General features: G+C 43.6%; 12 protein-coding genes. 10 read left to right on the top strand and 2 right to left on the bottom strand.

The window, feature by feature from the left end:
• The first annotated feature begins 86 nt into the window (after nt 1-86).
• From K08M4_RS06015 to K08M4_RS05985, 7 genes are all read left to right on the top strand, one after another.
• Nucleotides 87-770, top strand: coding sequence for a DUF3334 family protein (locus tag K08M4_RS06015; protein WP_086049197.1), 684 nt, complete (start codon nt 87-89; stop codon nt 768-770).
• A gap of 220 nt (nt 771-990) precedes the next feature.
• On the top strand, nt 991-1680 hold the full coding sequence (locus K08M4_RS06010) for a DUF2786 domain-containing protein (RefSeq protein ID WP_086049196.1): 690 nt from the start codon (nt 991-993) through the stop codon (nt 1678-1680).
• A gap of 105 nt (nt 1681-1785) precedes the next feature.
• Complete coding sequence (locus tag K08M4_RS06005) at nt 1786-2454, top strand: YiaD family glycine zipper/OmpA-like lipoprotein (RefSeq protein ID WP_086049195.1); 669 nt, start codon at nt 1786-1788, stop codon at nt 2452-2454.
• 151 nt (nt 2455-2605) lie between these two features.
• A complete protein-coding gene (locus K08M4_RS06000; RefSeq protein WP_086049194.1) occupies nt 2606-3706 on the top strand; it encodes a tetratricopeptide repeat protein in 1101 nt (366 codons plus the stop codon).
• Nucleotides 3707-3871: 165 nt separating this feature from the next.
• On the top strand, nt 3872-4060 hold the full coding sequence (locus K08M4_RS05995) for a hypothetical protein (RefSeq protein ID WP_086049193.1): 189 nt from the start codon (nt 3872-3874) through the stop codon (nt 4058-4060).
• Nucleotides 4061-4382: 322 nt separating this feature from the next.
• Nucleotides 4383-4790 carry a SulA-like leucine-rich domain-containing protein gene (locus K08M4_RS05990; RefSeq protein WP_086049192.1) on the top strand — a complete coding sequence of 136 codons (408 nt, stop codon included), beginning with the start codon at nt 4383-4385 and terminating at the stop codon, nt 4788-4790.
• A 327-nt stretch (nt 4791-5117) separates the two neighbouring features.
• The gene (locus K08M4_RS05985) at nt 5118-6221 is read left to right on the top strand and encodes a phosphoribosylaminoimidazolesuccinocarboxamide synthase (protein ID WP_086049191.1); all 1104 of its coding nucleotides are present in this window, start codon (nt 5118-5120) and stop codon (nt 6219-6221) included.
• Between the two features lie 360 nt (nt 6222-6581).
• Here K08M4_RS05985 and K08M4_RS05980 read toward each other — a convergent pair whose 3' ends face one another.
• Together K08M4_RS05980 and K08M4_RS05975 are read right to left on the bottom strand one after the other, a co-directional pair.
• Nucleotides 6582-6959 carry a hypothetical protein gene (locus K08M4_RS05980; RefSeq protein ID WP_009846478.1) on the bottom strand — a complete coding sequence of 126 codons (378 nt, stop codon included), beginning with the start codon at nt 6957-6959 and terminating at the stop codon, nt 6582-6584.
• A gap of 203 nt (nt 6960-7162) precedes the next feature.
• Complete coding sequence (locus K08M4_RS05975) at nt 7163-9547, bottom strand: helicase-related protein (protein ID WP_086049190.1); 2385 nt, start codon at nt 9545-9547, stop codon at nt 7163-7165.
• 184 nt (nt 9548-9731) lie between these two features.
• Here K08M4_RS05975 and K08M4_RS05970 point away from each other — a divergent pair, with 184 nt between their 5' ends.
• The 3 genes from K08M4_RS05970 (at nt 9732) to K08M4_RS05960 (ending at nt 14040) form a co-directional block, all read left to right on the top strand.
• Nucleotides 9732-11420 (top strand): NAD-dependent malic enzyme, encoded by a 1689-nt coding sequence (locus K08M4_RS05970; protein ID WP_076678874.1) that lies wholly within the window; start codon nt 9732-9734, stop codon nt 11418-11420.
• A 214-nt stretch (nt 11421-11634) separates the two neighbouring features.
• A complete protein-coding gene (locus tag K08M4_RS05965; RefSeq protein WP_086049189.1) occupies nt 11635-12471 on the top strand; it encodes an ElyC/SanA/YdcF family protein in 837 nt (278 codons plus the stop codon).
• A gap of 198 nt (nt 12472-12669) precedes the next feature.
• Entirely contained in the window at nt 12670-14040 is a 1371-nt protein-coding gene (locus tag K08M4_RS05960; protein WP_086049188.1) for an SLC13 family permease, read from the top strand.
• Nucleotides 14041-14102: the final 62 nt, after the last annotated feature.

Below are 14102 nucleotides of genomic sequence, written 5' to 3'. Positions count from 1 at the left end.
AAGAATGGAGAAATAGTCACTTTCGTCTTAATTCAGTAGTAAGATAGTAAATAACTTTATTACGACATCTCCATGAGCAAATAACAATGAAAAAAAGCAAAACAGTCACAACTGAAGATATTCTTCTTAAGCTATGCCAATCAGTCTCAAACGTACTTACTTCAGCGACGGCTTCACAGGTGTCCTACTCAGCCATGGTTCAAAAGATCAACAAGACAAGCCTTAAGCCAGATTTTGGTTGTTTCGTCTTGTTCGACGGCGGTTTTTCAGGTCTTGTTGTGATCAATTTTACGTCGAAAGCAGCGCTAGAGATCTACACAAATTACATGCGTAACATGGGCATGCCTGAAGACGAACTCGCTGTACTTCATACTTCAGACGAAGTAGGTGATGTATTAGGTGAGTTGATGAACCAGTTGGTTGGCGACTTTACCAACAAAATCCGTAAAGAACTGCAAACTAACATCACACAAAACCAACCGAAAATGCTAGCACTGAACAAGCAAGTGAACCTTTCTGTTGATACTAACTTAGATCGCCCGCAAGCTCGTCGTGTTACTTTCTCTACTGCCGACAACAACATTTTCTACCTTGAGCTTGCAATGGACAAAACAGAATTCATCCAATTGGAAGAATTCGAAATCGCTGAAGACGAATGTCCAGACAGCATTCTTGAAGCGACTCAGAAAAAAATGCAAGAACCAAAGCAGCCAGAGCCAAGTTCAGGCAACGATTCTGCAGCTGATTTACTCGATGAACTTGGAATCTAGGTTACAAATACTCTAGTTAATCAAGAAAATCGTGTCACTAACGCCATCAATCCTCTTGATGGCGTTTTGTTTTGTCCGGGACCCGCCGCTTCCTTCCTATGTCCTTATCTTCCATAATCGTTCACCACATTCCTACAAATGACTTTTGACTTTGCTGTTACTCGCCAAAACATGTAAAATGTTGGACTTTTAAAAATTTGCGGTAATGATTAAGTTGTCGATGGATAAGAAAAAAGCCCTAAAGAAAATTGCCAAGTGTCTTGAGCTTGGAAACTCTGCGAACGTCAATGAAGCTGCCAATGCGATAAAAATGGCGCATAACTTGATGATGAAATATGGTCTCGAAAAGGACGATATTGAATTTATCAAGATGGGAAAAACTCAATCCAGTCACCTGTTACCTGCAAATATCAGCTCTACACTGCTGCGTGTTATTCGTGGTATTAACACCAAGTTTGGCGTAGAAGCCGTGTTACTGAATCACAAAGGCCTTAAACGCGTTGAATTCATTGGTGAAGCCGATCGCGCTATCTTCGCAGCTTTTGCGTTCGATATTATTTATCGCGAACTGAATGAGCACACTGGCCAATTCAGAAACAGTTTTGCGGGCTCGGGAACAGGGACACTAGAAGTAACACGTCGCGTAAACTCTTACGTTTCGGGTTGGGTAGAAGGTGCGCTTGAAAAACTGCCTGTTATTACCCCAGACGACGAGTCAAACAACAAAATCAATAACTACATTGATAAAGAATTTGAAAATATTGACCGTGAAACCTTCAAACAACAACTCAGAGAAGCGATGAAAAACCTCACCGCAGACTATGAAGTTGGTTTGAAGAAAGGTCGAAAGCTGTCTGTAAATCGACCAGTTGGCGGAACTCAAGCCGTTAAAAAGATAACTAAATCATAGAGCCACTTTACAATGCTTCAGCGTATTGATAAAAACCATCAATAGGACTTATTGTTGTCTTTCGTAATTCATGCGTTTGACAGAAGTACATGATGGAGAAATACGTTGAAAAAAATCACACTAGCCTTAGCACTCACTGTTGCTCTAACGGGCTGTCAAGCGACACAGCGCCAAAACGCTACAACCGGCGAATCTGAAACTAACTCCGCAACTCAAGGCGCTTTAATCGGTGCTATTGCAGGTGCCGTTGCTGGTGTTGCTACGGGCGACGACTCTAAAGACCGTCGTAAACGTGCGCTCATCGGTGCTGCAGGTGGCGCCGCTGTTGGCGGTGGTATCGGTTACTACTTTGACCAACAAGAAGCTGCACTTCGTGAAGAACTCATAAACTCAGGCGTTCAAGTAGAGCGTGTTGGTGAGAACCAACTTCTACTTCGCCTAGAGAACGGCATTGGCTTCGATTCTGGTTCTTACGCTTTAGAGTCAAGTATCCACAAAACACTTCGCGGCGTTGCGCGTATCTTAGTTGAATACCCAGACACTAGCCTAGTAATCGAAGGTCACACAGACAGCACAGGCAGCGAGTCTTCTAACCAAGTACTTTCTGAGCGTCGTGCTGAATCGGTTCGTGCATTCTTGATCTCTCAAGACGTTGCTGCAGGCCGTGCTATTGCTCGTGGTAACGGTGAACGTTACCCTCTATGTGACAACAACACCTCTCAAGGTCGTGCTTGTAACCGTCGCGTAGAAATTCAAATCTTGCCACTTAAGTAGCACGATTAAAGCCCAGCTCGTCTTTATCTATTGAATTAACCTCTATATAGTTGCTTACCGTCGTGTTGCTTGTTCAAAGTAATACGACTAACAAACATAAATGTATTCATACTGAACTATCGACTCTGGGCTTTTTTACGAGACTTATCTATTGTTTATCCTATCCAACTTTCTGTCATTATCACTTCTTAGAACTCTATTTTTCACCCTCATCTTTTCTACAATACAGTTCTCTACTGCACACATCGTTCATGCAGAAAGCAACGTTGCATTCTCGATAGAATCTCAACCTCAAGATCCAGTTTCTCAATACCAACTAGCTCAAGCTTATGAATCAGGTAATGATGTCCCTTTGAGCACCAGCGATGCATTTTATTGGTACTCGCAATCCGCAGAAAACGGCAATGCCAATGCGCAGTTTAGGCTGGGTGAATGGTACTTGGCAGGATCAGATGTAGAACAAAGCAATAAGCTTGCTTTGGAATGGTTTATTAAATCAGCCTTGCAAGGTAACCCGCGCGCGCCTATCGAAGTCGCAAAGCTCTACGAATCCTCACTAGAGAAAAAACTCCTAAAACCATTGGATGAAGCACAGTTATGGTATGAAGCGGCCCTAAAAAACAATCCAAAAGCCGAAGATGGCTATAACCGTATTCTGGAAGCGCAATTCAACCAGCAACGTGCCAAGCAGATCTCTTCGATTGAGAAGCTCAATGACAACGTCATTGCTGAAAGCAGCACGAATCAGAAGCTATCTAATCCAGAGCGAGCAAGTAGCTCCCCTTCTTCTCTGCCCCCTAGATATCAGGCAACACGTTCTAACCTAACGTATTCAGACTATCTGATTGGCGCAGCCTTGGCCGTGTTGATTTCAATTGTCAGCATTATCATGACTCTGGTGATATCAAAAAGAAGACACGCTCTAAAGTCGGGGGAATTAGGGCAACAAAAGCAGACACTTGAAGCACAGCTTAGCTCGAAGGACTTCACTATTAAGCAGCAAAAACGTCAGCTACACACCATGTTCCATGAGTTAAAAAAACAGAAAAATGACAACAGTCTGAACAATTTACAAGTAGCCTGCGCTCTATTTGGCTATACACCGAGTTCAATTCCGAATCAAAAAAGCATTAAAATTCGATATAAACAGCTATCCAAAATCTACCACCCCGATGGTTACGGATGTGACGAAGAGATGAAACGTTTGAACAATTCGCTAAAAACCATCCTTAAAAGTGTTACAAAAACGTAAACCAATGCGCTAACTAGATTTCCATAGTCACAAATGTATCGATTTTATTAGTGTTGCAATCGATCCCCCTCTCAAAAACGAGTAACAAACTATTAACTAATGAGTCTTTCTTGTGTCATAATTTGCGCCGAAAATACACCTGACTTAAACAGGTGAGGAGAGAATATGTTCACAGTAGAAGGCGTTTGTGATTGGTGCAAAAAGCCAAGCCTAGTTAAAAAGCACGATTACCTAGATGGTAAGTGTCATCATGCATGTAAAGAGTGCAATGATATGGCAACCATTGATGTTCGCCTGTTCAATATTGGTGAAATGGAAATGAGAGCAAAAATCTCCCAAGCGACATTGAGATAAGCAACACCGTGAAATATAAGAAAGCGCCTAAGGCGCTTTTTTTGTGCCTGTGGTTTTAGATCTTCTACCTTCTACACAGGTGTATACAGTACTTTTCTGTAAAAACCACTGTGTATACCTGTATAAAGCTCACATTCCTTCAACTTATGAGACAAAACAACAAATTCATTAAAATTTAATTTTTATAATATTTTCAATTACTTAAATAAAATCCACCGCCCTAACCAAGCAAGATCGTCCAATAATCCCTCAAAAAACGCTTGATCTTATAAGCAACAAAAACTACTGTATACACATACAGCATGTATATAAGGACAGCAAAATGATTCCAGCTCACGTTAAAGCACAACACTCTAGCCCGCTAACTCACTGCGCATTTACATCCGTCTCTCGTGAAACAAAAAGTTCAAACGAAGAAGCGTTGTTTGCCAAAATGGCGTTGCTGTCCAATCAACATCAATGGTTACTGTTTACAGCTCAAACACCAAGACCATCAGCTAAACAGCTGCAGCAACATAATGTTTGCTGTGATCGTGTTATCCACATGAAAGCCTCTAATCAAATGACAGAAGTAGAAACCGTCGAGAAAGCTATTCGCTCTAAGAATGCGAGCGCGATTGTTGCGAGTGCTTCGATTGATCAATTCAGTCAGCAATACCTAAGAACATTAGGACTGCGCTTTCAGTGTGAAGTCTTCTTTATTGATGCCAATTCAGAGCGTATTCACTAGACCGCCTTGCTTAATATCATGTTGGCTTAATAACATTGTTGGCTCATAAACATAGCCCATAAACATAGCTTAATCTTTTAGCTAACAAACTGAAGTTAACTTAACAGAATAGCTCCAAAACACAGTTCAAATATACTGCCTTCCCCTGCCCTACAATTCGCCAATTTTTTAGCGATTAGTTAGGCGGGGGTTTTTAATTGAACAATATATTTAGCAATCGTTTGCTTTTCCTCTGGAAGCAAATAGTAGATTGGGTATAATGCCCGTCTAATCATGTGCACACCGCACTTCTCTGTATGACGTTTGATAAAAGATAGGAATGTCTAAATGAGCCTTGCTGATCAAGTTCTTGCCGTAAATGATGACCTACCAATCCGTACTGATAAACCTGTCCACAGTGGCAAGGTTCGCTCAGTCTACTGGTTAACTGAAGAAGATAGCCAACGACTAATTAAAGAGAAAGGCTACGATGTAGCACCAGATGCGCCTTTAGCAATCATGGTGATCAGTGACCGTATCTCTGCGTTTGATTGTATCTGGCGTGGTGAAGGTAATCTTAAAGGTGTTCCAGGTAAGGGAGCGGCTCTGAATGCTATCTCTAACCACTGGTTCAAATTGTTTAAAGACAACGGCCTCGCTGACAGTCATATTCTTGATATCCCTCACCCGTTCGTATGGATTGTACAAAAAGCTCGCCCAGTCATGATCGAAGCGATTTGTCGTCAATACATCACAGGTTCAATGTGGCGTGCGTACGCGAATGGCGAACGTGAGTTCTGTGGTATCGAGATGCCAGAAGGCCTTGAGAAAGACAAGAAATTGCCTGAGCTACTGATCACACCTTCAACAAAAGGGATTTTGAAAGGTATTCCTGGCGTTCCAGAAGCTGACGATGTGAACATCACGCGTCACAACATCGAACACAACTTCGCAGCATTCAACTTTACTCAAGCAAGTGACATTGCGCATTACGAGAAGCTGCTAAAAGAAGGCTTCAACGTAATCAGCCAAGCGCTAGCAAAAGTCGATCAAACCTTTGTTGATACGAAGTTTGAATTCGGCTACGTCAACGATGCTCAAGGCAAAGAAAAGCTTATCTACATGGATGAAGTCGGTACCCCAGATTCATCTCGCATTTGGGACACTAAGGAATACAACAACGGCAACATCGTTGAGAATTCAAAAGAAGGTTTCCGCCAGTTCTTGCTTAACTACTTCCCTGATGCTGATATTCTTTTGAACAAAGAACGTATGCCAGAGCGTGAAGCGTTAGCTCGTGACAATGAACTTCCATTGGATTCATTGATGTCTCTATCGCGTACTTATCTTGATATCGCGGCAAAAATTACAGGTGCGGAAATCGTACTGAGTGAGAATCCGAAGCAAGAGATCATCGATGTATTGCGTGCCAACTACGGCCTAGTCGACTGATTGATTGCATTCTAGAAAGTTAGAAAGCTTCTAAACACAAGTTTCAGATACTAAAAGGGCCTCATCATTATTGAGGCCCTTTTTACGTGTACGATTTTTAATATTCTTTGAGCTCGCTTCTAAGCCTAAGCTCTAAGCTCTAAGCTATATGTTTTAAGCTCTAAGCTCTATGTTTTAAGCTCTAAGCTCTAAGCTCTAAGCTCTAAGCTATATGTTTTAAGCTCTAAGCTCTAAGCTCTATGTTTTAAGCTCTAAGCTCTAAGCTCTAAGCTCTAAGCTCTAAGCTCTAAGCTCTAAGCTCTAAGCTCTAAGCTCTAAGCTCTAAGCTCTAAGCTCTAAGCTCTAAGCAATACTGAAAGATCACAGCTTGATAGTAAACTCTTCTCCAGTATTCTCGGCAATCACCAAATGACTGCGCGATTCAATATACTCGATCTGCTCTTCTTCAAGAGAATATGGCATAGCAACTTTGAGTTCATTGATCCCCTCTAGCTTGGCTAGCTTGAGTAAGGTAACAATGTTTGATTCATCACTTTTACGCGTCGACATCGACTTCAATGCCATCTGCCATAAACGATCTTCAGGGCTTGCGAGCTCTTTAATGCTATCTCGCCAGACGGTACTAAATACTGGCGCAATCGTGGTTAGTGCTTCCAGAAAAGTCCATTTTTTACTGCATGAGGCGCCAAGAAATGTTGTGTAATCAAACTCTACACGCGTCTCTGTCTGTTTATCCATGATGTCCCCCGACACTTTGACAACACAATATACTCAATATCTATCAACTCTTTCTTTATAGCAATAGGATATAGAAGAATAGTCTTTTATGACCTTTTGATTGGTTAAAAAGGCATATAAAAATCAAACTTGTAACAAAATAAGTACTGAAAAAACATATATGCACCTATTTGATTAATATTTTAGAGATAAAACTAATCCATCTATTTGATATCAATTATCCGACTCGCTTTTTTGTACTGAATACGCCAGCCAGACCATGTCGGGAGCTCCCAACGTTTTGGCGATAACTTTCGGCTACCCGATTGATAGTGAACGTAAATCAGCTTTCGTGCGGGCAAGTATTCTACATCGAGTTGCAAGTCGGCAAGGCTCAATGCAAACGGGTACTTTTCCGAAAACTCTGAATAGAGCCAAGTCGGGATACCATCAAATGGAATATCAGCATGGTCGAACATTTCCAATTCGCTCACATCAGTGACACCTAACACTTCAAGCTGCTCTATTAACCATAGCTCAAAGTTAATGTTCTCAATTTCTGGTGTGTATTGGGTTTGTTCATCGAGACCGAGTTTCACATACAGCTGCCAATGTTTGATTTGTTGAGTGCGAGCTTGTGAAAAACCCGGAAGTTGAACCCCATTCGATACAAGATCGACGATCGGCTTTAACGATAGTTGCCCTTCCGCTGCCACGAGCTTGGTCGTGATCGTGCGGCCGGCATACACCAACGCCATCCCAGTATAGACGCCGTCATCATTCACAATCGTTTCACCTTGCTCCCACTCTCCTAGTTCAGCATCAATGATAAGCTCAAGAGGAATGGGGGCCGTGACCGTCGCTAAGGTCAGTGTTTGCTTAACGCCTCTTCCCGGCAAACTATGAGTGTCTAACACCAACATCGCTTGTGCATTGTCCGGGAAACGATTCTGACGGCCGAGTACTACCTCTAACACTCCGTTGGCAAAGGCTTCTTTCCTTTTCAGTCTGCGCACAAACACTAACTCAGGGTGCAGCTTAATCATGGTGTCAATCAGTTCAATACGCAGGAAACGGGACGCGACTTCTAATTGAGGAAGTTCAAACACCTCACGCATTTGCTTAGCCAGTCCTTGTGCTTCATTCAATGCCTGCTGGTCGATTTCTAGATTCGGATATTCGCGACCGCGAACGATCTGAATCAACAGGGATAAATCACACCCTTCCTTTTCTCGTTGAGCGAGTGCTTCCAAATGTTCTGCATTGCTAGGCAACTGATATAAGCGAGCCGGAACAGACAACGCTGCCGTGAGATCGACCATGGCTTCTTTGAGTGCTTTGGTTTTGATTCGAGTAACAATATCGGCATACAAAGCATCAATCGGCAACGGATACAGCTTTTTGCCATGCTCGGTAATTTGATGGTCGGCGTTAATCGCTTCCATCGTCAGCAAGGTTTGAGTAGCACTGTTTAGTGATTTTTCAGGAATAGGATCAAGGAAAGACAAGCTCTCAAGCGGAGCACCACAACAGGCCGCGGCCAACATCGGTTCGATCAGCTCTTCACGCTGCAATTCAGGCGGTGTGACCAACTCTAACGCCGCATGCTCACCATATAGACGCACACAAACACCATCCATCACTCTACCCGCTCGGCCAGCGCGTTGCTTGGCGCTGGCTCGTGAGATGGATTTAAGCATCAGTGTGGTTCTGCCATTTCGTTGAACGGTGCGCCTTTCTAATCCTGAATCTATCACCACGCCAATGTCAGGAATGGTTAACGAAGTTTCTGCAACGTTGGTCGCAAGGATGATCTTTCTCAGGCCATAACCGTTAGCATTAATATCGATATTACGACCCGATAACGCTAAATCTCGCTCTGTATCACTGACTGACGCATGCAATTTCACCACTTGGATATCTGGATTTTTTGCCAAAGCTTGTTCACATTGCACGATCTCTTTTTTACCCGGAAGGAAAACCAAGATATCGCCATGTGAAGCGATCAGTTGATGATTCACTTCTTCAGCAATGCGTTGCTCTAGGTGTCGAATATCTGGCAGTGTTCTGGATTCATTCGCCCTGTGTTCAATCTCAACTTGATAAGTGCGGCCTTCACAGCTTATTCGACTCGCATCTAAATAATGAGCAAGACGTTCCCCTTCAATGGTGGCGGACGTAATTACCAAGCGATGGCTCGCTTTTTGTTTGAGAATGGCCACCAGCAGATCAATGTCCCAGCGCCTTTCATGAAATTCATCGACAACGATGACATCAAAGCCTGCGAGTCCATCTTCTGATAACCAGCGCAACGCGATACCGGGCGTCACAAAAACCACATCGGTTTGCTCGTTATATTCAGACTCAAGCTTGATCGCATAACCAATTTTGTCACCAAGCTTTTCGCCCGATTGTAGGGCGAGATATTTAGCCAATGACGTACACGCGATACGTCTTGGTTCCACCACCAGCACTCGTCCATGCTGAGAAGCCCAAAGTGGCAAACGCGTTGATTTACCCGATCCGGTTTCAGCTTCTACTACTAGGTGAGAATTAGCGATTTGTTCGTGAAATACGTTTTGATAAGCATCGATGGGCAGTAATGACATAAAAAAGAGGCGTCGCGAAAAAGTGTGAGCAAAGTATAACGAATTATGGTGCTAAAATTCGATAAGTGTGGGACATGGGTAAGAATATCATTTTGTTTGCAAAGATCGGAGGTAAACTATTTACAATTGAATAACTAAACCGTTATCATTTTTCGGTTACCCTTTCTCCCATATTAGGCATCTAATGAACAACGATAAACGCCCTCTATATATCCCTTATGCTGGTCCTGCTCTACTAAGTACCCCTCTTCTAAACAAAGGCAGCGCATTCTCTGCTGAAGAGCGCAGTTCTTTCAACCTTGAAGGCTTGTTACCGGAAACAACCGAAACAATCCAAGAGCAAGTAGGACGTGCATACAAGCAATATTGTAACTTCGAAAGTGATATGGATAAGCATATCTACCTTCGTAACATCCAAGACACTAATGAAACGCTTTTTTATCGTTTAGTTCAAAACCACATCTCTGAAATGATGCCTATCATTTACACGCCAACGGTTGGCGCAGCATGTGAGAACTTTTCAAATATTTACCGTCGTGGCCGTGGTCTGTTTATCTCATACCCGAACCGCGATCGTATCGATGACCTACTGAACAATGCGACAAACCACAACGTTAAAGTTATCGTGGTTACGGATGGTGAGCGTATTCTTGGTTTGGGAGACCAAGGTATCGGTGGCATGGGTATTCCAATTGGTAAGCTAGCACTGTACACAGCTTGTGGCGGCATTAGCCCAGCTTACATGCTACCAATCGTGCTCGATGTGGGTACAAACAACCCTCAACGTCTTGCAGACCCAATGTACATGGGCTGGCGTCATCCTCGTATCACAGGTGCTGACTACGATGCATTCGTTGAAGAATTTATCCAAGCGGTTCAACGCCGTTGGCCAGATGCATTAGTTCAATTCGAAGATTTCGCACAAAAGAACGCAATGCCACTGCTTGAGCGTTACAAAAACCGCCTCTGTTGTTTCAACGATGATATCCAAGGCACAGCCGCTGTAACGGTTGGTTCTCTACTTGCAGCGTGTAAAGCAGCGAACAGCAAACTGTCAGACCAACGCATCACTTTCTTGGGTGCGGGTTCTGCTGGTTGTGGTATTGCTGAAGCTATCATTGCTCAAATGGTGTCTGAAGGTATCAGCGATGCACAAGCACGCTCTCAAGTTTACATGGTTGACCGTTGGGGTCTGTTACAGGAAGGTATGCAAAACCTGCTTGATTTCCAACAGCGTCTAGTTCAAACCAACGCGAACACCAAAGATTGGGAAAGCGACGGCACTGGTTTCTCTCTACTAGACGTTGTTCGCCACGCGAAACCAACCGTATTAGTTGGTGTATCTGGTGCTCCAGGTCTGTTCAGCAAAGAAGTCATCAAAGAGATGAACCTACACTGTGAACGCCCTATCGTGTTCCCACTATCAAACCCAACAAGCCGTGTTGAAGCAACTCCAAACGACATTATTCGTTGGACTGATGGCCAAGCACTGGTTGCGACAGGTAGCCCATTTGAGCCAGTAACTCATAACGGCACCACTTACCCAATCGCTCAGTGTAACAACAGCTACATCTTCCCAGGCATTGGCCTTGGTGTATTGGCTGTGAATGCGTCACGTATCACTGATGAAATGTTGATGGAATCAAGCCGTGCGCTTGCTACGTGTTCTCCACTTGCTATCAATGGTTCAGGTGCGCTACTTCCACCATTGGAAGAGATCCACACCGTATCTAAGAAGATTGCTCTTGCCGTTGGTAAGAAAGCGATTGAGCAGGGTGTTGCACTAGAGATCACTGAAGAAGCACTACAACAAGCGATTGACCAGCACTTCTGGCAGCCAGTTTACCGTCGCTACAAGCGTACTGCGTTCTAATAAAACGTGCTACGCTCTGAATAAAGCGTACTGCGCTCTCAATAAAGCGTACTGCGCGTTGAATAAAGAGCGTTAACGACTCTTATATGAGCCTCTGCAATTGCAGGGGCTTTTTTCTTTACACTGTCTTGTCTTTTTAGCTGATTTTTCTCATTTTTATTTGGTATTATCGAGCACTCAAAAATTAATGTTCAGCCAAAGGACCATACCGAGAGTGAAATTCGATTCTCACATTTTCCGTAGCTACTTATTAAAAGCTTACAAAAAACTGCAAGGTTTTCTGTTTGGCGCATTCCTCGTGTTCTTAGTAGGCAGCGCTGCGGTTATTGCGATTGATTATTGGGTTTCATGGCAAGCAGAAGATCGCATCATCTACGATATAGATAAAGTGCCCGAGCTTGAGGTCGCCGTTGTGCTTGGCACGAGCAAATATTTGGGTCGAACACTCAACGACTATTATAAACACCGAATCGAAGCCGCGATTGAGCTGTTCGATCGTGAAAAAGTGGACCAATTTCTACTGAGTGGCGATAACGCTCATCGCTCTTACAATGAACCGTGGACGATGAAACGCGACTTGTTAAAAGCGGGTGTCCCCGATGAACGCATCAATCTAGATTATGCGGGGTTCAGAACCCTAGATTCGATTGTTCGCGCCAAAAAGATATTCGATACCGATAACTTCCTGATCATCACTCAGAAATTCCACTGTGAAAGAGCGCTATTAATCGCAAGCTCTTACGATATTCATGCCCAATGTTTGGCGGTTTCAGGTCCGACTAACCACTCAGGAAAAACCATACGTTTACGTGAAGTATTTGCGCGCACTAAAGCGTTTCTTGATCTGTATATTATTGGTACTACGCCAAAATTCCTTGGCCCTAAAGAGCCGATCCAACCCAGTCCAAAACCAGAATCATTGCCGATTCCTAGCCCTATTACTGACCCCAATGTAAATCCTATAGCAGACCCCAATGCAAACCCTACTGAAAATCCGATTGCAACTCCTTCAGTAAGCCCTATTTTAGAACCAGCAGAGACCGATGTGTAGAAAACTACACATTTTGAATTTGTTGCCTCACACTTCCCCATTGTTAAGTAAAAACACACCAACACTCCTTTATTAACTTGAGTAACATTCTCCCAACAAAGTCTGACCCTACATCAAGTCTATATACCTCGAAAATAATAAGCACCGCTCAACGAAGTCGTGCACCAATAAAACGAGGATAAACAAAAGGAGCGTCTTATGACGGCACTTGTTACTACACTGAAACACTGGTTGTTTACCCGCAACAGCATGATATTAATTGGTAATTTCACGCTATTTGCAGTTTTGCTCAATTCCCTGCCATTCGAAGCGCAAGTGAATACAGGTTTAAGTATTCTCGTGTTCGTTGCCATTCTATGGTTAACAGAAGCTATCCACGTCAGCATCACCGCTTTGCTCGTTCCCCTATTGGCTGTCTTGTTTGGTGTATTCAACACACCCGCAGCACTGGCTAACTTTTCGAATCCCATCATCTTCCTATTCATGGGTGGCTTCGCGTTGGCAGCCGCACTGAACAAGCAAGAGCTGGATAAAGCGATAGCTGACAAAGTATTGCTGATAGCAAAAGGCAGAATGTCGGTCGCCGTGTTCATGCTGTTCGGTGTGAGTGCGGGCTTATCAATGTGGATCTCAAACACCGCCACCACAGCAATGATGCTCCCTCTTGTACTAGGCATCATGAACAAAGTTGACCAAAGTGAAGACCGTAACACCTATGTATTTGTGCTACTAGGCATCGCTTACTGTGCATCGATTGGTGGCATCGCAACTTTAGTTGGTAGCCCACCAAACGCCATTGCTGCTGCAGAAGTTGGTTTAAGTTTCACAGAGTGGATGGCGCTAGGTCTACCTATCTCAATGATCTTATTGCCAATCACAATGGTTGTCCTGTACGTGATGACTAAGCCAAAGCTCGACCATAAATTTGAGCTAGACCACGCTCCTGTAGAGTGGACAAACAGCAAAAAAATCACACTGTCTATCTTCCTTTTAACCGTAACGCTTTGGATATTCGGAAAACCAATCAACGCAATGATTGGCGGATTCTCTAAGTTTGATAGCTTGGTAGCGATTGGTGCCATTGTACTGCTTGGCGCTTCTAGAGCGGTTGAATGGAAAGATGTCGAGAAGACAACGGATTGGGGTGTACTTATCCTGTTCGGTGGCGGTATCTGTTTAAGTAACATTCTGAAAGCGACCGGAACCAGCGTATTCCTAGCACACTCACTAAGTGGATTTTTAGAAACAGCAGGTATACTTCTTACGATTCTAGCCGTAGTAGCGTTCGTGGTATTCCTAACGGAGTTTGCGAGTAACACAGCGAGTGCGGCATTGCTTGTCCCGGTATTCGCGACCATTGCTGAAGCGCTGGGTATGTCACCTGTTATCTTATCTGCACTGATTGCGATTGCCGCATCTTGTGCCTTCATGCTACCAGTCGCGACACCACCTAATGCGATTGTATTTGGCTCTGGTCATATCAAACAAAAAGAAATGATGCGAGTCGGTATGGTGTTGAACCTCGTTTGTATCCTAGTTCTGACTCTGTTTGCTTGGATCTTCTGGTAAGGATAACGCCTTAAAAGTCGAGCTTCCCAAAACTGGTTGCAGCTTCCCCCGGTTCAACCAGT

The organism is Vibrio syngnathi (assembly GCF_002119525.1).
Taxonomy (GTDB): Bacteria; Pseudomonadota; Gammaproteobacteria; order Enterobacterales; family Vibrionaceae; genus Vibrio; species Vibrio syngnathi.
Note: the sequence above shows the minus strand (reverse complement) of the source record. Positions and strands in the feature narration are given on the sequence as shown.